The sequence below is a fragment of the Streptomyces sp. A01 genome (assembly GCF_059026195.1).
Map to the genome: position 1 here is coordinate 38,831 of NZ_JBWLKN010000018.1, position 25,155 is coordinate 63,985.

The following is a 25,155-nucleotide window of genomic DNA, read 5'->3' on the forward strand; positions in this document are numbered from 1 at the left end:
CGTGCGGCTGGAGAACACGCACCCTGCGCTGGTGACTACCAGCTCCCCGACGCCGGTGAAATCATGTCCCTGTTGAAGATCATCCCGTCGAAGGGAAACGAGGAACGGCTCCTGCTGGTCAGCCCCGATCTCGCCAGCGTCCTCGCTACCGTGATGACCAGGCTTCGCGGGGACAACACCGGTCCGATCCCTTCGTCGGACGCTACGACCACCACGAACCGGTCACCGGGCCGCCGCTGCCGCGCAGACGCCGACCGACGCCCGGCCCGACACCATCTTCACGGAGAAATCCGCAGACGACGTCACTGACCGGTATGTTGTCCCGTCAGGCTGGGTGCCCGGAGCGTCGGCTCTCCCTTCGCCGACGACCAGCCCCGGCCCCCGGCCCGGCCCCCGCCAACGAGCGTCAACCTTCCGCCAGGCCACACAGCGACCACGGGTCCGCGCTTACGTGGAGAGGGCTTCCGATTCAGGTCCTTGGAGAGTCCGCGGCGGTCTTTCAGGCAGTGCAGTGCTTCTGTGAGTCCAGGCGCACCTTGCGGCCGGTGAACTCCTCCAGGATGGCGATGTTCTGCGGGGCGTAGTTTGTCGCAGTGATCTTGTCGGCGTCCCGGCTGCCCAGCTTGCCGGTGTAGGGCGCGGATTTCTCCAGCCAGTAAGCCGTCCGCAGGAACTGCGTCAAGGCCAGGTCGCGCAGCTTGGGCTCGGCCTTGATCTTGGCCCAGTAAGCGGGGTGCTTGTCCTTGGCGACGCGCAGGTAGAGCAGCAGGTACCGCAGGTTGGTGGCGGCGATGTCCCGGGCGTTACTGGCACCGACGCCCTTGATGTACTCCTGGAGCACCGTGACCGCCGGCAGTCCGGTCAGCCCGGCGTTCTGCTCCGCCAACACCCCCTGGAGACGGTAATCACCCTGCGTCTTGTCCCGCAGATAGATGTCGTCCATGGTGGAGCTGAGGTTGTCCTTGATCAGCGGCAGGATCTCCTTGCGGGGGAAGCCACCGTGCACGGGTACCTTCAGCGCCTGCTGACTGCCATTGATCCACGCCGCGGTGTGGACGTCCCAGTTCGTCCGAGACGGGTCGAGGTCCCACATGTGGGTCTCCTCGTGGATCGCCACCATCATCGACTCGGCGAACCCCTCGAAGCTCCGCTTGTTCACGAACTGGTCCCAGTACTTGTCGTTGGCCTGGGCGATCGCCAGCGCCTCCCCGCTGGGCCAGCGCCGCTTGTACATGGCCTGGAGGGTCCGCATCCAGTTCGAGGAGTTGAAGGCCGCCTTGAGGTCGCTCAGGTCGGCGTTCGGCTGCGACGGTTCGTCGTAGCAGTAGGGATCGGGGATGCGGATCTGTCCGGTGTTCTTGGAGGGGCTGGCCGACACGGGACCGGACGCGACTGCGGTGCCCGATCCCAGGGCCAGGACAAGACACGCCGTCAGCAGACGGGCAGAGAGTCTACGGTGCACGAGGACCTCGTCTCAAAGCGATCGTGTGGGGCCACGGCAGGGCAGGGCGCTGCACCGTCCGTCGCTTGCCAAAAAACCTATTGCTCCGCACGCCCGACGCCTACTGTCATGTCCCTCATAACATCCGGGCATGGGTTCCCGGCCTTCGAATCCCGTGCGCGCGGACCGTCGCCCACCCGTCGGAAGGCCGCGCCCCGCCGACGCGGCAGGCCGCACCGACTGGTCCATGGTGAGCGTGGACTCCACCTCCTGTCGCGCCCACCAACACGCCGCCAAAGCGCGCAAGAAACCGCCGCGAGTGCCGCGAACAGACACACGCCCGATCACCTCGGCGGCGACAAGGCGGACCGCCGCCGCGATCCGGCTCTGGCTTCGTCCATGATCCGCCAGTCAGAACCTGGTGGTGAGGCGCTCGAAAACCAGTGGAGCAGCGCCGCTGCGCACCATTACCGTGCTGCCGAACCAAGTCGTCTGGGCAAGGACGTGCCGTTGTACACCCTGTGAGACCTCCCGAGCGCTGATTTGTCGCGCGTCGCGCATGTGCGCCGCGCTCCTTTTTGCTGCGGACTTCTCACTGAAACCGGTGTACTTCTGTGCTCGAAAACTGGGTGGTCGTGCCCACCTGCCTGCCTCTCGTTCTTCGCCGTTGCCACGCGTGCGCGTCCGAGCGCTTCCGGGCAAGCGGTAAATTTCGCGTCAACGCCAACCACAAGCTCATCGACGCCTGGCTCCTCGCGCTCTGTACCGCTTGCGGGGAAACGGCAAAGCTCACGGTCCTGGAGCGGATGAATGTGCGCTCCGTACGACCTGAGCTGCTGGACCGGCTGCATGACAACGACCCAGGCCTGACAGCTGAGCTGCTCCAGGAACCGGTCGTGCAGCGCCGTAATCGCATCGCCCTCGACTGGGGCAACGCCTGGCGCCTCGACACCGGCGGATCGGATCACCTGGACCACGAGGTGCTCGACGTCTCGGTCCGCTTTGCGGCGCGGATACCTGTCCGGCCGGAGCGACTGATCGCTGAAGGCTGCGGTCTTTCGCGGGCCGAGGTGGAGAGACTGATCGCGGAAGGGAAACTCGTTTCGGCGGTCCGGCTGAGCGGCAGGCTCTCCGGCGACTTCACCTTCACGCTCAAACGCTGAGCACTCCTCGGGACCAGAGGCCTGTCCGGCGAGACCCGCCGGACAGGCCTCTGGTCCCGCCGCCATTCCAGGTGGGTCACGACCGTGGCCACTGCGTGGCGACGCGGGCGGTCCTTGGGCGGCAGCGGGGCGTGGGCGGTCTCGGGGAACGCGCTGCGGACCTCGATGAAGAGGTCACGCCAGCCGGTCCCGTGGGCGACAGCGGCGGCGAAGAGCGCGTCGAGCGCGGCCTGAAGCGGGTCGGGGGCCGTCGCATCGGTCAGGGCGGGGAAGGCCATGGCCTGCTGGGAGGCGTTGGGGGTGCCGTCGGGCAGCGTAACGGTGGTCTGCGGGACCTGGGGGTCGGAGAAGAGGAGATCCCACTTGTGCTCCACGTCGTCCAGCGGCGGGGAGAAAGGCACGCCCAGGTCCAGCTGCGCCAGGCCGCGCGCGATCCAGTCCACCGCGCTGAGCCCGGCCACGTCGCAGGAACGGTGCGCGGCCCAACGGGCCACCGCGCGCTGGACGTCCGGCCCGGCCTCGTCGATGGCATGCACGAGGGCGACATCGAGGTCGACCATCCCGGCCACATTGCCCTTGACGTTCCGCAGCCGGTCGCTGGGCAGGCGTCCGCCCCACTCCTCCTTCTCGTAGCGCTCCTGCAGTTCCCGCGCTTCTCGCTCCTCCTTTTCGCGGGCCAGGCGCTTGGCCTCGGCCAGCTCCTCGGGGGTGGGTGCCGGAGGCAGTTCGTTGGCGAATTCGTGCCAGTACGCGGCGGAGCCGCTGGTCTCCTTCACGATGCGGCCGCGCTCCGGTGGGGCCGGCCAGAACTGGAGCAGATACTCGTCCAGCACGGGCTCGCCGCCGCCCCGTACGCCGCCGCGGGCGTCGTCCATACCGCGGCAGTGGTAGCGGACACGGTACGTGCCCGGCGGCAAACCGAGGTCCCGCCCTCTGCCGTCCCATTCGATCAGGTGTGTGCCATCGGAGGCTGTCTGGAACGACGCCTCCACCATGTCCTCCCAGCCGTCGAAGTCCAAAGACGGCCCCGTCTCGTGCAGTTCGACGGTGAGGGGGACGGAGCCGGTGTGCATGCCCGTCAGCAGGAACAGGTGTCCAGGGACGGCCGCCCCGCACAGTCCCGCCCGCTGGCCCATGAAGCACTCGTGGAGACCGGCCTCCGGCCCCTCGTCGAAGTCGGTGCGGCCGTCGACGTACATCTGGCCGTACTCCACGCTGAATTCGTCCTTGAAGAGTGTTCGCATGGTTACCAGCCTGCCCCCGGGGTCTGACAACGCCTGCCACCGCCGATGCGGAGAGCGTTCCGGATCACCGCAGCCGAGGCGGCGTCGAGTACACGCTCCATCGGACCCACGGAGCGGGCGGTGTTCGTGCTCCGCGAGGTCTTCGAGATGCCGTACGGCGAGATTGCCGAAGCCATCGGCAAGTCCGCGGCCGCCGCACGGCAGGTCGCGCGACGAGCACGCGAGCACGTGGCGGCTCGACGGCCCCGGACGCAGGTGAGCCGGTCGGAGCAGCAGACGGTGATAGCGCGGTTCCTGGCCGCGCTGCGCACCGGGCAGGTGCAGGAGCTGATGGAGGTCCTGGCACCGGACGTGGTCCTGATCGCCGACGGTGGCGGGCTCGCGTACGCCGCCCGGGCGCCCATCCACGGGGCTGAACTCGTGGCGACGTTGCTCGCACGCCCGGGTCGGCTGGTGTCGGCCGTGTGGATCAATGGCGCGCCTGCCTGCCGGATCGAGGTCAACGGCCAACTGGCCGCGGTGAGCCTCGTGGTGGAGAACGGACGGGTTGCCCAGATCCACGCGGTGGCGAACCCGCAGAAGCTGACGCGGCTGGAGGAGCCGGCCGCGCTCGCCCGGTAGGGCCGCGGCTGCGCCGGTGCCGTGGGGGCCTCCGGGCGGTAGGAACCGCCCGGAGGCCCCCACGATTCCTCATGGAGATGTCAAGCGGCGGATGTGACGGGCGGTATGGGGTCGCAGCACCGTCCGTCACACAAGAGGGCCCACAGGACGTTGACCGTCGGCGGGCGAGCGCGAGCACGGCTTGGACGTGCCGTTTGCCTTCGACGCGCTTGCGGTCGTAGAAGCGGCGAGACTCGTCGCAGCAGCGGATGTTGATCAACGCCGAGGTGTAGAAGACGCGTTGGAGGCGTCGGCTGTAGCGCTTGGGCCGGTGGAGGCTGCCGCTGATCCTGCCCGAGTCGCGGGAGGCGGGAGCGACGTCGGCGAACCCGGCGAGCCGGTCGGCGCTGTCGAAGGCGTCCATGTCGCCGCCGCGTCTGCCCTAGCCCCCGGTCTTGATGAGCGGTGCGTCTCGTGTGCACTCCTGGAACCCGACGCTGTAGTACAGCCCGCGCGCCCCGGGATGCCCCGGCGCGCCCAGACAGGCGACCGTCATGTGATGGGCCCCGGCCGCCCGCGCCAGACGCATCCCGTGCAGCAGCATCGCCCTGGCCAGCCCGAGCCGCCGGTAGCCCGGATGCGTTCCGACCGGCTCGAATTCGGCGGTCTTGTTCACCTCGTCGAGCCACATGATCGTTGATGCGGCCATCGTTCCGTCCGGCGCCTCCACCAGGACGTGCAGGTCGCCGCGGTACGGCGGTGTCCGCCGGACAGCCTCGTAGGCCTCGGCTGTATAGGTTGTTGACGGGCCCCAGGCGTCCACATGGGCCTGGACCGCGGCCTGCGGCCCGGCCTCATCGGCGGTGCGGAAGCGGAATCCGGCCGGCAGCACCGGCTTTTCCACGTCCTTGAGATCCCGCTCGTTGAGTTGTGTCCAGGAGCCGGTATCGCCGAGCGAGGCAGGATCGGTCTCATAGCCGTGCGCCGCCCATCGCTTCAGGGCGAACTCGTCGGCGACCTGCGGCAACACCGTGCGCTCGACGCCGACCGTCACACTGTCGTACCAGTCGATCACCTCGTCCACCAGCCCGCTGTGGTGGGGATGGACCTGATATGCCAGATAGGCGCCGGTGACGTCCTTCACCGACCCGTCGCTCCGCCTGACCTGGTGTGGCAGTTGCGCCCAGCCCCACGCGACCAAATCGTCACCGGTGAACCACAGTTGACGCAGCCAGCTCTCGCCGTAGTATGCGTGCCCTTTGCCCCAGTTCCAGGCCAGCTCTCCGAATGACGCGTCGCTGTTCACCAGGTCGGGACGGATGGCAGTAACCCGTTGTGCCAGGCCCTGCATGAGCTGCACGTCCGCAGCGGTCAAAAGCTCGGAGTCATCCATGGTGCGCCACTGTGTCAGAGCTCCGCGAAGCGAGCGAACCATTTCCCCGGGGTCGAGGACCACAGCAGCCAGCGGCGCAACGCCCCGCTCGAAGGACTTCCGAAGCCGACCACTACGGCAGCAGTGCGGCCAGGTCCCAGGCGCGTATCACGCCGTCCCAGCCCGCGCTCAGGGCGACTTGGCGGCCGCGGAGCACTGTGGTCCGCACCACCGCGACGCCGCCCCGGTGGCCGAGTAGCGGGGCACCGATTTCCGCGCCCTTGGCCAGATCCCAGACGCGTACACTCGCGTCCGCGCTCCCGGTTACCACCAGGGGCCGACCGCCGACCGTGGCGGTGTCCAAGGCGGGGATGCCGCCCTCGTGTCCGTTGATCGGAGCGTGGATCGACTCACCGCCCCCGGCGTCCGACAGTCCCCATACGTGAATCTCTCCCGTATCCGCCGTCGCCACCACGATCGGACGACCGGCGATCCGGGACACGCAGACCGCTTCGACGCTGCCGTCATCGGGGTAAAACGAAGCCAGCTGCTCCTCCCCCGCCAGGTCCCACACGCCCACGTCGCTCCCACCCGCCACGACCAGCGAGCGGTTGTCGATCCGTGCGGTGGCGACCGTTCGGATGCCGTGGATATCGCTGTCCGGCAGCTCCCTTGGGCGCTCCTCGTCGGACAGTCCCCACACCAGGACTCCGGCATCCGAACCCGTGACGAACCGCGGTGGCCCCTCCCCCTTGACCGTGGCCATGGACCCGACGTAGGGCTCGTCATACGTCGCCCCCCGGAGCAGCTCGCCGCTCTCCACATCCCAGAGGGCCAGGCCCTGTTCATGGCCACCGGCCGCCAGCAGTACGCGGCCGCCGGATACGGCCGCGGCCACCGAGTCCAGCTCGTTCTCGGCGTCGGGATGCTCGGCAGCGAGCGGGTCTTCAGCGAAGGCGTACGTCAAGGGCCGCTGCTGCCACAGGACCCGCTGGGGTTCCCAGGTCCACACAGCACCGTCTCGGTCGGCGCAGACCACCATCGGACCGCCGCCCACCTCGACCACCGCCAGGTCGGTGATCGGGGACGAGGAAGGTATGTCGCTGCTCAGCAGCAGCGGTGCGTCAGACATGCGGCGAGGGTAATCCCCAGCTCTGACATCGGGATCGCGTCAGGACGATCGCTGGAGCAGCCGAAGCGCGGGATCGGGAGCCGCTTGTCGAATACGGTCCGGTCACCGGCGCGTGGGCGGTGGCAGCGCCAGGGGTGATCCGGGTGGTAGCGCGGCCGCTCGGGCAGCAGCGCCGAGAATTGATCCCCCTGTGGTTCGGTGGGCCATGACGGCAGTACGGGCACGGGTCTTCCATGATCACCGAGTGTCGGCTTCGTGGTCGGAGCCTGGCCTGCGGCGCGGCCTTCGAGGGGCCTTGGTCCGGTCGGCCGGTGCGCCTGGCTGTCCAGTGGCCCTCCCGGCCCACCCGACGCAGTGGACGTGCGGGAGTACCAAGGGGAGGGTAGGGCTCCTCGCGTTACCCCCCTCACCCTCCCCCGGATCGGGTGGTCAGGCGGATTCGGTGGGCAGGCCGGCCCCCACCCAGTCCTGGATGCCTTCGCGGTACTTGCGGACGTTGCTGTAACCGAGGGCGGTGAGCCGGTCGGCGACTTGTCCGCTGTTGGGGCACGCCGGGTTGGAGCGGTAGGTGACGATCGCGGAGTCGCGGTCGGGGAGCAGTGCGGGCGCCTGGGCGTCGACGTCGGCCGACACCAGCTCCAGGGCGCCGGGCAGGTGTTGCTTGGCGTAGTACTCGCCGCCGAGCGTGTCGACGACGGTCACGGTGCCCGAGTTGATCGCTGTCTTCAGCTCGTCGCGGGTGATGAGTGCGGTCATGCCACTCCCTCTCGGAGAGAATCGGACTATAGTCCGGTTGTGACTCACGACGTTAGCGGACCGCAGTCCGGTTATGCAATGCCCCTGGAACTCCTGCGTACCCCGCCCCCCAAAGAGCGAGCAGACGCGGCACGCAACCGCGCCGCCGTGCTGGAGGCCGCCGCCCGCCTGTTCGCCGAAGAGGGGGTGGAGGCTGTCTCCATGGACCAGGTGGCCGCAGCCGCCGGAGTCGGCAAGGGCACGTTGTTCCGCCGTTTCGGCGACAAGTCCGGGCTGGCCGCCGCCCTGCTGGACACCCGCGAACGTGTGCTGCACGAGGCGATCCTGCAGGGACCGCCACCGCTCGGCCCCGGGGCTCCGGATTCCGAACGCCTCGCCGCGTTCATCGACGCCTACTTCGACTACCTGCTGGAGCACCTGGCTCTGGTCCGAACCTCGGAGACCGCGGCGCCCGGCGCCCGGTACCGGATCGGGGCCTACCGCTTCTGGCACCACCACATGACGATCCTGCTCAGCACCACGCCCGACCCCCAAGTCGCCGCCCACGCCCTGCTCGCCGCTATGGCAGCCGAACACGTGGCCGCACTCCTGCCCGAACTCGGCGAACAACGGATGCGCGCCGGCCTCATCCGCCTCGCCCACTCGATGATGTAGCTCCAGCCCGAGGACTACGGCACAGAACCGCGAACCTCTGCCTCTTCGCGCGAGCTCTCCGCGCGAGCTCCAAGCGCGAACCGAACGGAGCCCTCGTAACGCTGCCGGCCGCCCAGAGCGAGGAGGGCAATGGCCAGGTCCTCCGGTCCTACGACACGTCCGGGGCGGCCCCGTCACCGCCGCACTCGGCCAAGTCCAGGCACGCCCGGAAAACGTCGCGGGCCTTGGTCCAGCGCCACGCACGGCCGGGCCGATGCCGTCAGGGGACTGAGGCGCCCAGCAGGTTGGTCGCCCGTTCCGTGCGCAGGTGGAGCGCGGTGCGGCCGGTGCGTTGTGTCGACACCAAGCTGGCCCCGCGCAGGGCTCCCAGGTGTTGCGAAACCGCGCTCGGGGTGATGCCGAGGCGGCTGGCCAGGGCGGGCGTTGTCAGGGGTTCGGCCAGAGCTGTGAGCAGGGCTGTCCTCGTGTGGCCCAGGACAGGGGCGAGACCCGCCAGCGTCGGTGGGGGCGCCTCCCAGAGCAGCCCGACGCCCACCGCCGGATACCGGATCGACGCGGCCGTGACCGGGGACTTGTCGACACCCATGTTCGGCCAGTTGAATACGCTGGGCAGCAGGACCAGGCCATGTCCGGCGGTGTCCACCGTGTGCACCGCGTGCGGGGTACGGCAGCCGTGCACCACCAGCTGGTCGCTTTCCCAGGCGACATCCCGGTGCAGTTCGGCGAACAGCGCCTGCACCCCGCCGTCCACCAAAGTGAGCGCGCGCCTGCCGATGTCGGCTTCCAGTACGGCGCGAATCCGGCCCCAGTGCGGAGCGATCAGCCGTTCGTGGCAGCGGTGGAGAGCTTCTGCGAGCCGTGGCAGCACCGCCGCCGACTCGGGAACCTCCTCGTGCGGCAGGCCCAGAACCGCGCTGTACTCCCGCCGGAAGAACGCCTCTCCCGTGGCCCGCAGCCGGTTCAGCTCCGTTGCCATCGATGGCAGCCGCTCCTCCGGCAGCGGGAACAGGAATGACGGCATCGGCCCAGCGATCAGCGCCCGCAGCAGCGGCAGGTCGTGCTCGCCCGCCAGCAGGGGCCGAGTCCTGCGCACCCACGGCTGATGCACCGCGTGCCCGCCCGTGCCCAGCAGGACCCGGAGTGCCAGCACCGTCTCGCCCAGCGGCGAGACGGCGAACCGCACCTTCGCGACCGACGCCGCGGTGAACCTGATCTCGACCGCCATCCGTCCCCATCATGTAGCTGTAGCTGAACAATAGGCCGACGACCGTCGCCACCCCCAGGCTGCCCGGCATGGAATTCTTCACCTCGTACGACGGAACCACGCTCGCCTGCCACGTGGCCGGGGACGGCCCGGCCGTGGTGTGCCTGCCCGGGGGGCCCATGCAGTCCTCCGCTTATCTCGGTGACCTCGGTGGCCTGTCCGCCCACCATGAGTTGATCAGGCTTGACCTTCGGGGCACCGGTCGGTCCGCGTACCCGAAGGACGCCGACAGCTATCGCTGCGACCGTCTCGTCGACGACGTGGAAGCCCTGCGCGAGCACCTCGGCCTCGACCGGATGGACCTTCTCGCGCATTCGGCCGGCGCGAATCTGGCGGCGCTGTATGCGAGCCGCCACCCGGAGCGCGTCGGCAGGCTCGCGCTCATCACGCCGAGCGTGATGGCTGTCGGCGTGACGATCACCGGAGACGACCGGCTCGGGACCGCGCGGCTCCGCCGGGACGAGCCGTGGTTCCCCGTCGCCTTCGCGGCCCTGGAAGCGATCGTCGCGGGGAAGGCGACCCTCGAAACCTGGCAGGCCATCGCACCATTCTCTTACGCCCGCTGGGACGAGGCAGCTCGGGAGCACCGGGCCGCTGAGGACAGGCAGAAGAACGTGACGGCCGCGCAGGTCTTCTCCGCCGACGGTGCCTTCGCCCCGGACGCCACCCGCACGGCACTGGCACGGCTCAGGTCGCCAGTACTGCTGCTCGCCGGGGAAGCCGATCTGGCGGCCCCTCCCCGCGCCATGGCCGAGTTCGCCGGACTGTTCCCGCATGCCGATCTGATCATTCAGCCCCGGGCCGGGCACTTCCCGTGGCTCGACGATGCGGAACAGTTCGTGGCGACGACCGTGGCGTTCTTCGCGGAAGCCACCACCTGTCGCCGTACCCCCAGCCGTGAGAAGTCTCCGGCCCGGCCCACTGGCAAGAAGATCGCTGCGAAACGGCCGGTGGTGTGTTCGTGCAGGCGTTCTCCGCGAGGAGTGTCAACGAGGACGGTCGCCGCGGCGTCGACCTGGTCCGGTGTTGAAGCAGGCGGCACTCTTCGCGGGGAACGAGGGCCGCACCGGCTCCTGGCGGAGGAAAAAGGAAAAGGAAAGGAGGTCACCCACTCCTTTCCACTCTCAACGTATAGCGCACTGGGGGGCTTGCGGCAAGATCCCGGTCGTGCCGCAGAATCACCGGCCAAGGCCAGAATCCGCGGTAAGGGGAGTTCCGCAGTGCGTGTGTTGTTGTCGACGTATGGGTCGCGTGGGGACGTCGAACCGCTGGTGGGACTCGCGGTGCGGTTGCGGGATCTCGGCGCGGAGGTGCGGGTGTGCGCGCCGCCGGACGAGGACTTCGCGCAGCGATTGGCCGGTGTCGGCGTGCCGCTGATGCCGGTCGGCCAGTCGGCGCGCGCGCTGACGGCTGCGGCGCCGCCACCGTCATCCCTGCCCCGGCGCGCGGCCGAGTTAATCGCCGGCCAGTTCGACGCGGTCCCCGCGGCGGCCGAGGGATGCGACGCGGTGGTGGCGACCGGCGTGATGCCAGCCGCGGCCGGCGCGCGGTCGGTGGCCGAGAAACTGGGCATCCGCTCCGTGTCCGTGACCTTCCAGCAGCTCACCCTGCCGTCACCGCACCATTCGCCGCTGGCGTATCCGGGCCGGCCGTTCCCGCCGGAGGTGACCGACAACCGGGTGCTGTGGGACCTGGACGCCCAGAGCATCAACGCGCTGTTCGGTGCGGCGCTCAACACGAACCGGGCGTCGATCGGCCTGGCCCCGGTGGACAACGTTCGCGACTACGTCATCGGCGACCAGCCGTGGCTGGCGACGGACCCGATCCTGGACCCGTGGCGGGAGACGCCCGACCTCGACGTCGTCCAGACCGGCGCGTGGTTCTTGACCGACGTTCACCCGCTCCCGGCCGAGTTGGTGGCGTTCCTGGGCGCCGGCGCGCCACCTGTGTACGTGGGCTTCGGCAGCATGCCCATGCGCACATCGGCGGACGTCGCCCGAGTGGCCATCGAGGCGATCCGCGCGCAGGGCCGCCGCGCGGTCGTGGCCCGCAGCTGGGCAGACCTGGGTCTGATCGACGACCGGGACGACTGCTTCGTCGTGGGTGAGGTCAACCAGCAGGCTCTGTTCGGCCGGGTGGCCGCCGTCGTGCACCATGGCGGCGCGGGCACGACGACGACGGCCACCCGGGCCGGCGCGCCTCAGGTGGTGGTGCCCCAGGCGACGGACCAGCCGTACTGGGCCCGCCGGGTGGCTGACCTGGGCATCGGCGCGGCACACGAGGGCCCGGCTCCGACCTTCGAGTCCCTGTCGGCCGCGCTCAAGACGGCCCTGGAGCCCGAGACCCGCGCACGAGCGAGAGCCGTGGCCGGCACGGTCCGCACCGACGGGGCGATGGTGGCCGCGAAGCTGCTGCTCGACACGGTCAGCCGGGAAAGGCCGCCGGTGTCCCCGTGAACCACATGGGGGCGCCGAGCCCTTAGCCAGCGGGCATGTGGGCTTGGTCCGGGTAGGCGAGGAGTACGAGCGGGGAGGCCGCCGTCAGCTCCGCCACGGGGCGCGGTGTCGCGTCGTACCTGTCAGTGTGGGCGTACGGCAGCGAGGTCGGCGATGAGGTCGGCGCGCCAGTGCGGCGTATGGCGGGCGTGCTGGATCAGCGGGGCGGCGGCCTGTGGGGGAAGCCGCACCAGGCTTTGCAGGGCGTCGGCCGCGTCCTTGCGACGCCACCAAGCCAGCTCTTCGCGGCGGTTCAGCGTCGGCTGCTCGCCGTGCCCGTCGCTTCGCGCGCCGAAGCGGAGGCGCTGGATGGCCTGGGTTTCGGCGAGTACGGTGCGCAGCCGCATGCCCAGCGGGGAGCCGTCGTTCAGCGGGCCTGTCCAGCCGCGGTCGATGTCGTCCAGGGCTCGGCCCACTTCCGGGTACGCGGTCAGGCCGTGTCCGTCCGCCAGGCGCCTTACCTGCTTGGCCAGCGCGGAGCGCAGCTGCCAGTCGGGGACAGCGGTGATGAGGTTGGCCAGGTCTCCCTCGGGTGAGGAATCGCCACGCAGGTCGTGCAGGAACGGCAGGATGTGGGCCGCGGTCAGGGGACCGTTCAAAGCTTGGTCGTCGAGGTCGACGCCGACGTCGGAGCGCAGCATGCCGCGCAGGGCGTTGAGGCGTTCCTGTTGGGTGATGGACGGGTCGAAGGAGTTCAGCCCGGCACGTTCCTTGGCGGATTGGAGCAGGTCCTCGCGCATCTCCCGTCCGAGCAGGTTGGTCACGAACTCGCTGACGAGCTCCCCGTCGTCGAACATGTGCATGCGGAGGTCGGAGATCTGCAGGGCCACGGCACGCGTGCCGGCTGACAGCTGTCGCAGGGTTTCTCCGCGCATGCCGTACCCGGAATGCTCGACGCGGTCTTGCCACTCTTCGGCGGCGAAGACCCATCCGCCCGTCGTCCGGCCGATCCGTACGGCGGGTAGGCAGCGTCGCTCCACGGCGTCCACGACCTCACGGCGGGTCCAGTGATGCGGCGCCTCGTCCAACGCGCCGAAACGACGGAGGAGTTCGTCCTCATCGATGCCGTGGACGAAGGTCAGACAGGTGTAGCGGAATGTGCCGTCACGGCGGGTGTTCTGCCACGGTCCGGGTTCTGGTTCGGGTTCGGGCGGCGTGAAGCTCCGTACGAAGAGCAGAGCCGCGTCCTTGTCCGCTCCCTCACCTCCCACTTCAGGCGCCGTGAAGCTGCTGTGCCTGGCAGGCTCTGTCACCGGGGGCTGGCTCAGGGATGGCCGCGCATCGGGTTCGGGCCGCGCCATCGCGGCCCTGATCGCCACCAGCGACCGCGGATCGGGGTGCGGCTCTTCCTGGTCTCTGGTGTCGTGCTCCCACAGCAGGTCGCCGTTGAAAGCGATGGGAATGTATCCGCTGAGAGCGCGCCCGGTCTCCAGGCTGGCCGCCACCTCTTCCCAGTAGGCGCCCAGCGACGGGGCCGTGCCGAAGTCCACGCCGTCGTATTCGCTGAACTGGCCGATCGCACCGAAGGTGTCCCCGGGGCGGCAGTCCACGACCATGCCGTTGACGTCGTCATCAAGGAAGAAGAGGTAGTCGTGGTGCCAGTAGTCGTCATGCTCCTCGCCGTCGTCGGCCAAGTCGGCCAGAATGTCGCGCATCATCATCGTGCGACTGACGATGTCGGCCGGCCCCATCAGCGTGCCGCCCGGAACCCGGAAGAGGCCGCCCACGCCCCGGCACAGGAGAGACGCGACCAGTTCTTCGGGGAAGGGAACACCGAGCGTCCGGCCTGCCTCGTCGATCTCATCCGGCTGGACCTGCCCATCACCGGCATGCGCGTTGCGGGCATGGGCCCACAGCCAGCTCCCGATTCGGTCCCAAGCGCCTTCAACCCGCTGCTTGCCCATGCCCATCCCCTCATCGCGCCTACGTTCCGCCTCCATCAGGCGGCAGTGCACACGCTCATCGGCCTCTCGGTGGAATGCGGTGCCGATCCTCGCACCCCCGTTCAGGCTGACCCTTGGCAACCCAAAGAGTCAGCACTCGTCTTCGACGAACCCGCTTGGGCCTCGGTCCGCTGCTCCTAGGCGGGTGAGGCGACCTTCCGCGCAACAGCGCGGATTCCCGTCCACGAGTGGGACGCAGCCGAGCCGCAGGACCTCGCCGCCGGAGAGGCCGGACAGTGTGAGACCGTCTGGCTCACCGCACGAGAAGCCTGCCAAGCAAGCGCTCGCGCACGCTCGACACACGGAGCGTGGACCCGAGCGTCCCCGCGCGTTGACTGCTCCGCACCCACACGTTCCGGAGGCCGGCTCCGGGCCGTACGGCGGGCCGCTTCCGCCCCGTCTCCCGCAGTGGGGTCCACGTGGACGTCGAGAATGATGCGTGACGGTCACCAGGTGCGTCCGCGACGCCACGCTGATCCCGGTCGCGCAGCGCCTGGCACGGGACGTGGAAGGCGGGGTGGGCGTACGCTGCGACCTCATCGCGCCCGCGGCGCTCAGCGCCGTGCAATGCAGTGACCTGGGGTTCGAAGCCTATTTCCCTTTGCCCGCGGGACGCACGATGACGACCGGGCATGAGGCATGCTGAGCACAGCGCTGACTCACAGACCCCAGCATGGCCCGGGCGAAGCCTCCACGGCCTCTGCTGCCCACCACGAGCAGCTCGGCTCCTTCGGAGGCTCGTACCAGGACCTCCGACGGGTCGCCTCGGACCAGCATTTCCCGTACCTCTACGGGCCTGTCGCCGCCGAAGACCGTCCGCATCTCCTCGGCAAGGCCGGAGCGGGCCTGTTCCAGGTCGAAGCCGGGTTCCGTGGCCGGTCCGGCCCACCCGGCCTGGGAAGGCGTGTCCCATGCGCAGACGGCCTCCACGATGCCGCCGATGAGCTGGGCTTGCCGGGCCGCCCATCGCAGCGCTGCCTGTGACGACGCGGAACCGTCGGCCCCGACAACGACGCGGGGGACCGATTCACTGCTGTCCATAGCCGTCTCACCTCTCACCCGGCCTGTGCTCGTCCACGTTGCCCGCATCGGACGGTCCAGGCCAACCGGGAATGCTCCGTCCGGTCAGGCAGGCCCTCCGGTTCCCGGGTGCTGCCGGGCCTCCCAGGCGCCGGTCTCCGCCCAGTCCCGGTAATCCCCACAGCGGCAGCCGGGCAGGCGGAGCAGCGCGGCACGGGTCTGCCGCTCCGCCGCGGCCGCGTGCCGGGGGCCGTCCGCCGCGCGGGCTCGACGGCCTGGTGGGCGTCAAGCTCAGGGCGCTGCGGGCAGCTGGCGCTTGTGCTCGGTGAGGCGATAGCGGCGGACGATCGACTCAAAGGCCGGCTCGCCCACGGGCTCGCCCTCCAGGAAGTCGTCGATGGCGTCGTACGTCACCCCGAGGGCGTCCTCGTCGGGCTTGCCGGGGTCGAGCGTCTCCAGGTCCGCCGTCGGGGTCTTCCACACCAGCTCGGCCGGGGCACCCAGCGTCTGCGCCACGGCCCGCACCCGGCGCTTGGTCAGCCCCGTCAGCGGTATGACATCGGCCGCGCCGTCTCCGTACTTCGTGAAGAACCCCGAGACCGCCTCGGCCGCGTGGTCGGTGCCCACGACCAGACCGTCGTGGGCGCCCGCGACCGCGTACTGCGCGATCATCCGCTGCCGGGCCTTGATGTTGCCCTGCACGAAGTCCTGGTGGTGCGCGTCCCGGAAGGTCACCCCACCGGCCAGCAAAGCGGCCAGCGAGGCATCGCTCGCGGGCTTCACGTCCACCGTCAGGACCCGATCGGCGTTGATGAAGCCCAAGGCGAGCTGAGCGTCCTTCTCGTCCGCCTGGACCCCGTACGGCAGACGCATGGCGTAGAAGGCCGCGTCGTGCCCGGCGGCGCGGGCCCGCTCCACCGCGAGCTGGCACAGCCGCCCCGCGGTTGTGGAGTCCACACCACCGCTGATGCCGAGCACCAGCGACCGCAGCCCCGTCGAGGTCAGCCGCCCGGCGAGGAAGGCCACCCGGCGCTCGATCTCCAGTTCCGGGTCGAAACGCGCGGACACCTGGAGATCCCGGGCGATCTCCTGCTGCAGGGTGCTGGACAGCGGGTCGGTCACTGCTGCTCCTTGTGGTCGGTCGAGGTGACAAGAGCGGAGGGCGGAGGGTCTCCGCGCTCCCGACTCTATGCAGCGAGACGGTCAAGCCCGCGGGGAGGGGGGAGGAGGACGTACCTTCCCGAATGATCAACAGACCGGAAGGTCATCGCGCCGCCCCGAGTCGCAGCGAGGATCACGTCGCGGTGAGGACGTTGAGTGAGGACGTCGCAGCGAGGACCAGGACGGGTGCCCGTGCGCTTCGGAAATGTCGCTTGTCCTCAAGCTGTGCTGCGTGGAGGATCGGATCATGGATGAGACTGGTGAGCAGTGGCGTGTACGGTTCGACGCCGAGGTGACCTTCAGTAACGGTGGTGGCCTGCAGACGCAGGGTTTTCGGCTGGATGTTCCCGGACCGGAGGTCGACGACAGGGATCTGGCCGACCTGTTCGTCCGTCACCTCGGGCTGCTGATGGTGGAAGAAGTGCGCATCAGCGGGCGCGAGCTGTTGCGGGAGCCGCACAAGGGGTCACAGAACACCGTTGGTTCTGAGGGTGCCGCTGGTCCGCGCCGGACGGCCGACCGCCGGATCATCGACCTCAGCCACACCATCCGGCACGGGATGATCACCTATCCCGGCCTGCCCGGGCCGGAGATCGGCGACCACCTTTCCCGGCAGGCGTCCCGCGACCACTACGCCCCCGGAACCGAGTTCACCATCGGCCACATCGCGATGGTCTCCAACACCGGTACCTACCTCGACAGTCCCTTCCACCGCTTCCCCGACGGCTCCGACCTCGCCGGGCTGCCGCTCGCCAAGCTGACCGGCCTCGACGGCATCGTCATACGGGCGCTCGGCAGCGAACGACGGGCTGTGGACCGCGAACAGCTGCTGCCACACGACGTCACCGGCCGGGCCATCCTGATCCACACCGACTGGTCGCGGCACTGGGGCACCGAACAGTACGGACACGGCCACCCCTACCTCACCGCGGACGCCGCCGACTGGCTGGTCGAGCAGCGAGCTGCCCTGGTCGGTATCGACTCCGTCAACATCGATGACATCGACGACGGCACCCGCCCCGCGCACACGGCACTGCTGGCCGCGGGCATCCCCGTCGTGGAGCACATGCGCGGCCTGGAAGACCTGCCCCCGCAGGGCTTCCGCTTCCACGCCGCGCCGCCGGCCGTCGAGGGCATGGGCACCTTCCCTGTACGGGCCTACGCACTCCTCGACGAGGACCGGTGACACAGGCGTGGACAGCGAACTTGTCGAGGCCAGCGCCTTCCTTCCGCCAGGCGATCCACGCCCGCGGATGCCCGAAAGCGCAGCGCTGCCGCGTCCGTGTGTCGCTGCCCGAGTCGATGACGTGAGGGTCAGCGTCGCGCGCTCCCTCGTGCGATGACCGTTGCACGCGGTTCCTCGGACGCGGCATCGGTGACCGGACGGCGTTCTTTCCCTGGCGGGCGACGACGCCACTCGTAGGCCGGGGTCTCCGCAGGTGCCCCGCCCTGCCCTGCCCGGTTGAGGGCACCCCCGCCCTCGCGGGTGAGCCCTACTCGGGCGAGCCTGGCGACGCGTCCGGCGGTACTTCCGAGCCGCCGGGCCGGGCGGGGGTGCGGGCCGCCAGGACGTCACTCGTCTCCAGCACCGTGGTCAGCGTCTCGCGGAGCTGTCGGCCGAACTCGGCGGGCCACTTGGCGTAGCCGACATGGCCGCCGGGGAAATCCAGGAATCGCCGGCCGAGGCGGTCGGCGAGGACGACAGCCGGGCGGTGCACGGTGTGGGTACGGGAGTCGCGGCCGCCCGAGACCGCGATACGGTCCGCCATCGGGGTGAGGGCGGGAACGTCGGGGACGAAGCGGGTGGAGGGCCGGAGCATGTGGGCGAGGAAGAAGGCGGTGTTGTCGTGCGCTTCGGGCAGCTCAGGGGCGGGACGTCCGCCGAAGACCGCGCTGAACTGGGCCATGGCCGGTGCGGTGCCCTCACGGCGGAAGGTCTCGTGGACGGCGTCGATGAACGCCAGATACTCCGCCGCGTCCGGCAGCAGCCCGAACACGGGTGGTTCGTGCACCACCAGCGCCGCGATCCGCTCCGGATGGCGCAGGGCCAGTTCGAGTGCGACGAGCCCGCCCGAGCAGCTGCCGAAGACCCGTACCGGGCCGTCGCCCGGGGACAGCAGGCCAAGCAGGCGGTACGCGTCGTCGGCGTGTACCTCGATGTGCTGATCGACCGGGGGGCCGTCGAGCGGGCTGCGGGAGTTGCCGCGCGGGTCGAGGGTGACCACGCGGTGGTCTGCGGCGAGGACAGCGGCCAGCCGTTCGAAGACGGCGGCGTCGGAGTTGCCGCCTCCCAGGAGCAGTAACAGCGGCCCCTCGCCGCGCACTTCGTAGTGGAGGGTCGCACCCGGTACGGCCAGCGCGCCGGTCTCGGTCTCCTGCGGGTCCATGGCGCTCCAGGCTGGCACGGAAAGGCGACGCCACTGCGTCACAAGAGATGACTCAGCGTAGCGATACGGAGTAGAATGTGCCAGGTACCGGCGGCGCCGGGCCCAGCCCTCTCCTCCCCCGGAGCAGCCGACATGGCCGACCGCACCTCCACCCCCGGCCCCCGGTTGCTGCTGAACGCCCAGCCCTTCGGCTTCGGGCCGGCCGCGGCGACGGCCATCCTCGCCGAGGAACTGGCCCCCCTCTGCCGCGAACTGGCCTACGTCGGCGACGGACACACCCTCGATCTGCAACGCACACCGCCGTACCACGCGGTCCACGACTCGACGGACCTGCCGCCGCGGGAGCGGCTGGCGCAGTTGCGGCGGCTGGCGCCCCGGTATGACCTGTTCGTCACGGCGATGGACTTCCCCGCGGCCGAACTCGCCCGCCGCGTCGGCCTGCACGTGGCGGTCTACGACGCCCTCACCTGGTTCTGGCCCGAGATCCCGGCGGTCATCCGCGACACCGTGCTCTACATCGCCCAGGACTTCTTCGGCGTCCGGGAGCGGGTCGCCGCGGACACCACGCTCCGCTCGCACTCCCTCGTCGTGCCCCCGATCATCGGGCCCCGCCGCGTGTGGCACCCCGGGCGGCACGTCCTGGTCAATCTCGGTGGTCTGCACAACCCGTTCTGGGGGCCGTCCGACGCCGCCGCGTACGCCCGCCTGATGCTCGCCGCTGTCCGCGCCGCGCAACCTGCGGGCCGGCCCGTGACCGCCATCGCCAGCCACAGTGTCGCCTCGGCGCTCGGTGACCCGGCCGTCGGTACGTACGGTCACGGCGCCGTGCTCGACCTGATGAGCAGCGCCGCGTACGCCTGTATGACGCCGGGCCTCGGCAACATCTACGACGCCGCAGCGACCGGCGTACCCACCCTGTGGCTGCCCTCCGTCAACGAGACCCACCCGGCCCAGGCCCACCAGCTCTCCGCACACGGCTACTGCGACGCCCATCTGGACTGGGCCGACCTCGGCCAGCCCATCGACTACACCGCACCCTCGCCGACCGTCCAGAAAGCCGTCACCGACGCGATCCACCGGACCTCCGCGACCCCGCGCCTGCGCGGCCTGCTCGCCTCCCGGCTCACCGAGTCCACCGCCCGGCTCGGCCCCCTCCCCGGCCGGGCCCAGGGCTTGACCGACCGGTTCGGCCACGGCGGCATCCACCAGGCCGCCACCGCGCTTGTCCACCGGGCCGCCCACCACGCCGACGCTCCACGAGGACACCGCTGAACTCACCGGGAGGCTGTCGTTTCGCGGCGGGGCGCCGGTGCCCCATGGCGCACACCCGTCCCCTGCCCCACTCCCCTGCCCCTGCCTGCGGGCTCCCGCGCCCGGTGACGGGCAGCACCAGGAGACGTGTATGATCTTTTACGTAACTCCGGCGAACAACGCGGGAGTCACGCGTCTGTGGTCCAAGGAAAGACGCCCGCCATCCAGCGGGAAATGTAGGTGCAAGGCCTGCCGGGCGCTCCATATGAAGGTCCCTGTACTCGTCGAGTACAGGGACCTTCGTCGTGTCCCCGGTCAGTGGCGGCGCGTCACCGGCCCGCTGACTCCGGCTGACCGAAGATCTCCGCCTTCGTGCGGCCAGATCTCGCCGCCGGCGCCACTGTCCAGGTTCGCGGTGAAGAGCCGGCCGGGTTGTGGCCGCTGTCCCCAGGTCGGCCGTCCGAGGACCGTCACGGACCCGGTGCGGCGGTCGTGTCATCACCGGCCCCGGCGGTCGCCCTGGTGGGCCGTCGGGCACTCAACTGGCAGGCGGCTGACAGGATTTACCGCGTCGTGGACGTAAAGGCAAATCAGCCCCTTTACCGGCACTGCCGCGGTGTACGGTCGTGGCCGACGACGGCGCATCACGGGGGGAATCCGGGGATGGACAGTGGTATCCGCTACCGGGCGGAGCGCATCGCGCTGGGCCTGACGGCCATGACAGGTGTCGTGGTGTTGGTCGCCGACCTCCTCGGATGGCTCGACGAGCTGGCCCCTGGCGGCACGCTTCCGAAGATCACGCTACTCATCCTGAGCACGGTCACCTTGTTCCTCCTGCTGGAGGTCGATCGCCTGAAAGTGCTCGACAACGTCAATCTGCAGCTCTCCAAGCTCGATATCGACAACATCGCGCGTGAGCTCAAGGAGGAGCACTACGGTGGCGTGGTCGCGGTACACCGGCGGTTTCCCGAGGAGCAGTTCATCAGGCTCGTGGAGGACGCCGGTCGCGAGCTGACCATTTTGCAGACCTGGGTTCCCAACCTCCACAGATTCGAGTGGGCGTTGAAGAAGGCCATGGTCGACCGACATGTCCGGGTGCGCATTCTGCTGCTCCATCCGTCCTCGCCGGTGGCGCGGCTGCGCGACGAGGCGTTACGCCCCGTACGGGACCCCGCCCTGGAGGAGGACGTCAAGGCGAGCGTCGAACGGTGCCTGTCCATTTGCGAATCCCTCTGCCGGGGCGCTCAGGGGGACCCGTTGCAACTTCAGGTGCGGGTGTACAACTCCCTGCCGTCCATCGCCGTGTACAAGGCGGACGAGCACTATCTGGTCAGCTCGTTTCTGCACGGCCAGCTCGCCGTCGATTCCACTCAGATGGAGATCGACGGATGCGACACCGTGATGGGCAGGGAGGTCCAGCGAGAGCTGGACACGTTGTGGAGGGTCGGATACGACGTGGATCTGCGTAACTGGCGCGAATCGATCAGCAGCATCAGCTTGTGATGCGGGAAAGGTGACGGTCATGCGAGAACTGGACGCGTTCGAAGACGAGTTGATCGAGCGGTTCTCCGGGCATCCGGTCCTGGCGAACAGCGCGCTGCTGCCGGACGACGACTTCACCGCGATGCTGCTCCAACGCCGTTTTGTGTCACTCGCGTTCACCCCGTCCTATGATCTGGCGATCGACCTGCTACGCGACGAGGCGGGGCTGCGGATCGCCCGGATGATCCTGCGCGAGGAGTACCCGGACAGCCAAGGGGGCACGCGCTCGCACCGCGAGGACATGAAGGAGGATCTGCTCCAGCTCGGGGTCTCCCGGACGGACCTCGTCAAGACGCGGCCCACGGAAGCGACGGCGAAGGTCATCAGCGACACCTTCGAAGTGATCGCCGAGGCGGGCGGTCATGCCAACGCCGACCTGAGGCTGCTGACACTTCTGCGTTTCTGGGGCGAGGTGCTGGTCTCCGTCGAATACGGGCGGCTGTGGGAGCGGATGGGACCCGCGCTGACACGCGACGGCCACAATCGGTCACGCTTCTATCATCCGCACCACGTCCACGACGCGAAGGCGCACTCGCTCGCGACCGTGTCCTTGTTGTCCGCCACCCACTCCGACCGCCTCGCCACGCGGATCAGCGAACTCCTCACCCGCGAGGAATCCACCGACTGCTTCACACAGATGGAGGAACGGGGTCTGCGGCTGAAGACGGCCTTCTACGACCAGTTCTTGCCGGCCCTGGAACGCGTCAAAGCCTGAAGCGGCGCTGCTCGACCACCGGTTCACAGACGGCCGGCATCCGCCCCCTCGGCAGCGGCGCATCAGAGCCCACCACCGCACCCTGCGCAGCCCGCGCACCCACCGCCCAGCGCAGGCGGGTCGGACACCGGCGTCGCGGTGCTGTTCCCCCGCGAGGAGCTGGTGTTCGGGCGTGGGACGGGCGGCCCGACGAGCGCCCGCTCCAGCCCCCAGCCCCCAGTCCGCGGGCATCCGGGTCATCCCATAACGGGCCACCTTGGCCAGGATCAAGGCGTCCTTGGCGTCGTGCTTCATCCCGGGTTCCGATCGCGGCACCCAGGAGGGCTCCTGCTTGCTCAGGCGGTCGGTCATCTCCCGGCTGGCGGGCGTGTGGACGGCGTATCGGTGCACCTGTGTGCGCACGGCGACCAGACATCCCACCGCCACCAGCAGCCCGAAGCCGAGAGCCGGCGGCAGGGACGACCAAGCGCAGCATCTCCTCGCGGGGTTGGCCGTGGTCCTGCTCGTGCAGGGCCACGCCAAGCGCCATGAGCACGGTGCGGACGGAGACCGCCGCGGTGCGCGCCCCGTCCAGCTGGGTGGCGGCCAGTAGCGGGCAGATCAGCAGGAGCCCGGTCAGGCTCATTCCCGGGCCCAGGCCCAGATCGACCGCCGCGACGAGGGCTCCGGTCCCGAGCGCGAACAGCAGCCATCCGTTGGTATGGATGGCGCGCATATGCTCACTTCCCCCGCCAGGGCCGCTACCGGCGTGGCTGCCCTTCCACAACTGCCCAGCACTGCCCTGCCAGCTGGCGATATCAGTAAGAGAGCGACCAATAAGCGTCTTGCCAGAGACTTTCGTACTCATTTTGGCTCGCATAGAGGTCATCGCAAGATCGGCGGCTGGTGGTTGTCGCGGGTGGTCTTCAGCAGATCGATCCGCAGGTCGAAGGAAAAAGAAAAGAGCAGAGGCCGACGTCGCCTCCGCGAACGTCGGCCTGCTGCGCTGGCGGTGCCTCCTAGGCCGGCTTGCCAGCCGTGTACAACACGCGCTTGGGATCACTGGGGTCGCTGTGCTTGAGGGCCAGCTCATCGCGCAGGAGCCCGTCGAGCACGTTGCGGCAGCGTCGCGAGTCCTGCGGTTCGAAGGCTTCGTCGCCGACGACCGCCTTGGCGACATCGTTGTTCGTCAGCGGCTCAGAGGCCCCTTGCAGTACCTCAAGGACACGCGCGCGGGAGAAGCGCCGTACCTGCTGCTCAGGTGCCGGGCTGGCAACTGCCGGGGGGGCGGCTTCCGGCGCGTCGCCTGCGGCAGCGGCCGGTGAAGCGGAGGCCTCGGTCTCCTCCTCGCTGACGTCGTCGGCCGGGCTTGGCGCCGCGGCATCGGCGACCTCGTAGAAATGCGTACGGCCCTGACGGTTCCTCACCGCCTTCTCGTCGGTGACGAGGGCGGTCGTGGCCTGTCGCACGGACTGCTGCTGCGACTTGGTGGGGTTGGCGAACAACCGATCGGTGATCTCTTTGACCGTGAGCGGCTCACTGGGGCTGTCCTGGAGGACTTTCAGGACCCGCTTCGTCAGCGGCTTCGTCTTCGCCGACCGCCCCTTCCCGCTCGCCTGGCGCGCGGGGCCCTGGGCCGTGCGGAGTGCGCTGCGGTCCGGTTCCCGCTGAGGGGTTGGTGCTGCCGGCTCTGGCCGACTGGCCTGGGCGGGCACAGCCGGGGTTGGGAACGCGCTGTCCTGCTGGGCACCGTGGTCCTGCTCTTCGTCGCTGCGTGCCTCCGGGCCTGCCGCACTGGTCTCCTCGTCCGCGGTGTCGAGGACCTCGGTGAGAAAGGCGTGCTCTCCCCGGAGGTGGGAGAGCTCAAGCTCGATCTCTGTGATTCTGCGCGCCGTTGAGCGGAGCCTGGCCTCAACCTTGGCTCGGACGGCACTTGATGCTGCGGTGGTGGACGTTTGGGTTGTCATGACTTCCTTGGCTTGCCGGAACGGGGGGCATCACCCGCGTCTGCGGGGATGGTAAGCGCGCCGATGGCGGAAGCAACGGGCTTGGCAGCAATCAGTACCCGCGAGAGCGACGCGCACACAGTCCAAGGGAAAGGTGTGTCCGTAGGTCGGGCAGTCCTTCGGTTCCGGTGCCCTGACGCGACGAGGCATGGGCAGGCGGGCGCTCCTGCCTGTCCGGCCCGCTCGGCCGGCCGGGAGAACCGCTGGCGGACAGCGACTGCGGGCCGCCGGCCCGCAGGGGCCCGGTGCCCGCGGGGACCAGGTGGGAGGACCGTGCGCCCGGCCGCGGTATCGGCTGGGCGCGGGGTCGCGGTCAGCTTGTCGGGGCGACCTGGACCGCGGCCGGGGGTGTCCAGCGAGGACCCTCGTCGTTGTCCTCGCCCCAGATGGTGTGCTCCTGGGAGGTGACCGTCATGCCGGAGTCGTACTGACCGGGGGCGCCGCCGTGTGCCCAGTGCCGCCGGGCGTGGGCGAGTTCGTCGGCCAGGCGCCAGGGGCCGCCTTGGTAGGCCAGGGGTGTGCCCGTCTCCGGTGCGACGAGCGCGGCCCACGTCGTATGGCCGTCGTACAGCCACGCGGTGGTGCCGCCCGCGTCGGCCTCCGTGGCCATCCGTAGGCGTTGGTGGGCGCGGTGCGCGAGCCGCGGGTCGGCTTCGACACTCGTGACGCGGCCGGGCCCCACCCGTGCGGATCTCGTCGAGCGTCTGGATCTCCTCCTCCGCCGCATCCGGTCCCGACGCCCCACCACCGGTCACCACGTCACGCTCGCCGTGCCAGATGCCCGCGGGCCCGCCGGTCGCTGGAACCGCTGCCGCCTCGGTCAGCGGGGGCGGGCGGCAAGCCCACCGCCAGGGCCACCCCGGCGCTCGCGCTTCCGCTTGGGACGTACGTGGCTGTACAGGCCCATGAGAACTGATTCCACTTCATCTTTTTGTCCCTTCTGCGCCACCTCACCCCCCCCTGGCCGCAACATGACGGTCGTCACATTTCCCCCTCGCATTACAACCTCTTCACATCTCAGCTGGTCTAA

19 protein-coding genes and 4 pseudogenes are annotated in these 25,155 nt (G+C 69.6%); 11 read left to right on the top strand and 12 right to left on the bottom strand.

The window, feature by feature from the left end:
- Nucleotides 1-499: 499 nt before the first annotated feature.
- Nucleotides 500-1,378, bottom strand: coding sequence for a hypothetical protein (locus AC5P1B_RS23585; protein ID WP_493889464.1), 879 nt, complete (start codon nucleotides 1,376-1,378; stop codon nucleotides 500-502).
- A 280-nt stretch (nucleotides 1,379-1,658) separates the two neighbouring features.
- Here AC5P1B_RS23585 and AC5P1B_RS23590 point away from each other — a divergent pair.
- From AC5P1B_RS23590 to AC5P1B_RS23600, 3 genes and pseudogenes are all read left to right on the top strand, one after another.
- A pseudogene (locus AC5P1B_RS23590) lies at nucleotides 1,659-1,766 on the top strand (IS5/IS1182 family transposase); the annotation flags it as partial.
- A gap of 289 nt (nucleotides 1,767-2,055) precedes the next feature.
- The gene (locus tag AC5P1B_RS23595) at nucleotides 2,056-2,604 is read left to right on the top strand and encodes a DUF1062 domain-containing protein (RefSeq protein ID WP_493889465.1); all 549 of its coding nucleotides are present in this window, start codon (nucleotides 2,056-2,058) and stop codon (nucleotides 2,602-2,604) included.
- 1,340 nt (nucleotides 2,605-3,944) lie between these two features.
- A pseudogene (locus tag AC5P1B_RS23600) lies at nucleotides 3,945-4,469 on the top strand (sigma factor-like helix-turn-helix DNA-binding protein); the annotation flags it as partial.
- Between the two features lie 80 nt (nucleotides 4,470-4,549).
- Here AC5P1B_RS23600 and AC5P1B_RS23605 read toward each other — a convergent pair.
- The 4 genes and pseudogenes from AC5P1B_RS23605 to AC5P1B_RS23620 all read right to left on the bottom strand — a co-directional run.
- A pseudogene (locus tag AC5P1B_RS23605) lies at nucleotides 4,550-4,881 on the bottom strand (transposase); the annotation flags it as partial.
- A gap of 9 nt (nucleotides 4,882-4,890) precedes the next feature.
- On the bottom strand, nucleotides 4,891-5,841 hold the full coding sequence (locus AC5P1B_RS23610; RefSeq protein ID WP_493889467.1) for a GNAT family N-acetyltransferase: 951 nt from the start codon (nucleotides 5,839-5,841) through the stop codon (nucleotides 4,891-4,893).
- A gap of 112 nt (nucleotides 5,842-5,953) precedes the next feature.
- The gene (locus AC5P1B_RS23615) at nucleotides 5,954-6,952 is read right to left on the bottom strand and encodes a WD40 repeat domain-containing protein (RefSeq protein ID WP_493889469.1); all 999 of its coding nucleotides are present in this window, start codon (nucleotides 6,950-6,952) and stop codon (nucleotides 5,954-5,956) included.
- 429 nt (nucleotides 6,953-7,381) lie between these two features.
- The gene (locus AC5P1B_RS23620; protein ID WP_493889470.1) at nucleotides 7,382-7,708 is read right to left on the bottom strand and encodes a rhodanese-like domain-containing protein; all 327 of its coding nucleotides are present in this window, start codon (nucleotides 7,706-7,708) and stop codon (nucleotides 7,382-7,384) included.
- 39 nt (nucleotides 7,709-7,747) lie between these two features.
- Between AC5P1B_RS23620 and AC5P1B_RS23625 the strand changes: the two genes are divergently transcribed.
- Nucleotides 7,748-8,362: a TetR/AcrR family transcriptional regulator gene (locus AC5P1B_RS23625; RefSeq protein WP_493889471.1), complete on the top strand. Its 615-nt coding sequence runs from the start codon at nucleotides 7,748-7,750 to the stop codon at nucleotides 8,360-8,362.
- 259 nt (nucleotides 8,363-8,621) lie between these two features.
- On the opposite strand, the gene AC5P1B_RS23630 is transcribed toward AC5P1B_RS23625, so the two are convergent.
- Complete coding sequence (locus AC5P1B_RS23630) at nucleotides 8,622-9,587, bottom strand: ArsR/SmtB family transcription factor (RefSeq protein ID WP_493889473.1); 966 nt, start codon at nucleotides 9,585-9,587, stop codon at nucleotides 8,622-8,624.
- 68 nt (nucleotides 9,588-9,655) lie between these two features.
- Here AC5P1B_RS23630 and AC5P1B_RS23635 point away from each other — a divergent pair.
- Nucleotides 9,656-10,495: pseudogene (locus AC5P1B_RS23635) on the top strand (alpha/beta fold hydrolase); the annotation flags it as partial.
- Between the two features lie 357 nt (nucleotides 10,496-10,852).
- Complete coding sequence (locus tag AC5P1B_RS23640; protein WP_493889578.1) at nucleotides 10,853-12,082, top strand: glycosyltransferase; 1,230 nt, start codon at nucleotides 10,853-10,855, stop codon at nucleotides 12,080-12,082.
- A gap of 122 nt (nucleotides 12,083-12,204) precedes the next feature.
- Here AC5P1B_RS23640 and AC5P1B_RS23645 read toward each other — a convergent pair whose 3' ends face one another.
- The 3 genes from AC5P1B_RS23645 to nadE all read right to left on the bottom strand — a co-directional run bounded on the left by AC5P1B_RS23645 (nucleotide 12,205) and on the right by nadE (nucleotide 16,206).
- Nucleotides 12,205-14,025 carry an SMI1/KNR4 family protein gene (locus tag AC5P1B_RS23645; RefSeq protein ID WP_493889474.1) on the bottom strand — a complete coding sequence of 607 codons (1,821 nt, stop codon included), beginning with the start codon at nucleotides 14,023-14,025 and terminating at the stop codon, nucleotides 12,205-12,207.
- 630 nt (nucleotides 14,026-14,655) lie between these two features.
- Nucleotides 14,656-15,105, bottom strand: coding sequence for a universal stress protein (locus tag AC5P1B_RS23650; protein ID WP_493889476.1), 450 nt, complete (start codon nucleotides 15,103-15,105; stop codon nucleotides 14,656-14,658).
- A gap of 270 nt (nucleotides 15,106-15,375) precedes the next feature.
- Nucleotides 15,376-16,206, bottom strand: a complete 831-nt coding sequence (gene nadE, locus AC5P1B_RS23655; RefSeq protein ID WP_493889478.1) for an NAD(+) synthase — start codon at nucleotides 16,204-16,206, stop codon at nucleotides 15,376-15,378.
- A 286-nt stretch (nucleotides 16,207-16,492) separates the two neighbouring features.
- Here nadE and AC5P1B_RS23660 point away from each other — a divergent pair, with 286 nt between their 5' ends.
- A complete protein-coding gene (locus tag AC5P1B_RS23660) occupies nucleotides 16,493-17,431 on the top strand; it encodes a cyclase family protein (protein WP_493889479.1) in 939 nt (312 codons plus the stop codon).
- A 307-nt stretch (nucleotides 17,432-17,738) separates the two neighbouring features.
- On the opposite strand, the gene AC5P1B_RS23665 is transcribed toward AC5P1B_RS23660, so the two are convergent.
- Complete coding sequence (locus tag AC5P1B_RS23665) at nucleotides 17,739-18,632, bottom strand: alpha/beta fold hydrolase (protein ID WP_493889481.1); 894 nt, start codon at nucleotides 18,630-18,632, stop codon at nucleotides 17,739-17,741.
- Nucleotides 18,633-18,764: 132 nt separating this feature from the next.
- Here AC5P1B_RS23665 and AC5P1B_RS23670 point away from each other — a divergent pair, with 132 nt between their 5' ends.
- The 4 genes from AC5P1B_RS23670 to AC5P1B_RS23685 all read left to right on the top strand — a co-directional run bounded on the left by AC5P1B_RS23670 (nucleotide 18,765) and on the right by AC5P1B_RS23685 (nucleotide 22,732).
- On the top strand, nucleotides 18,765-19,904 hold the full coding sequence (locus AC5P1B_RS23670; protein WP_493889482.1) for a hypothetical protein: 1,140 nt from the start codon (nucleotides 18,765-18,767) through the stop codon (nucleotides 19,902-19,904).
- Between the two features lie 642 nt (nucleotides 19,905-20,546).
- Complete coding sequence (locus AC5P1B_RS23675; protein WP_493889483.1) at nucleotides 20,547-21,386, top strand: hypothetical protein; 840 nt, start codon at nucleotides 20,547-20,549, stop codon at nucleotides 21,384-21,386.
- Nucleotides 21,387-21,405: 19 nt separating this feature from the next.
- The gene (locus AC5P1B_RS23680) at nucleotides 21,406-22,140 is read left to right on the top strand and encodes a hypothetical protein (protein WP_493889484.1); all 735 of its coding nucleotides are present in this window, start codon (nucleotides 21,406-21,408) and stop codon (nucleotides 22,138-22,140) included.
- A 331-nt stretch (nucleotides 22,141-22,471) separates the two neighbouring features.
- Nucleotides 22,472-22,732 (top strand): hypothetical protein, encoded by a 261-nt coding sequence (locus tag AC5P1B_RS23685; protein WP_493889485.1) that lies wholly within the window; start codon nucleotides 22,472-22,474, stop codon nucleotides 22,730-22,732.
- A 406-nt stretch (nucleotides 22,733-23,138) separates the two neighbouring features.
- On the opposite strand, the gene AC5P1B_RS23690 is transcribed toward AC5P1B_RS23685, so the two are convergent.
- Together AC5P1B_RS23690 and AC5P1B_RS23695 are read right to left on the bottom strand one after the other, a co-directional pair.
- Nucleotides 23,139-24,086: a hypothetical protein gene (locus AC5P1B_RS23690; protein WP_493889486.1), complete on the bottom strand. Its 948-nt coding sequence runs from the start codon at nucleotides 24,084-24,086 to the stop codon at nucleotides 23,139-23,141.
- Between the two features lie 352 nt (nucleotides 24,087-24,438).
- Nucleotides 24,439-24,735 (bottom strand): hypothetical protein, encoded by a 297-nt coding sequence (locus tag AC5P1B_RS23695; RefSeq protein ID WP_493889488.1) that lies wholly within the window; start codon nucleotides 24,733-24,735, stop codon nucleotides 24,439-24,441.
- Between the last annotated feature and the right edge of the window lie 420 nt (nucleotides 24,736-25,155).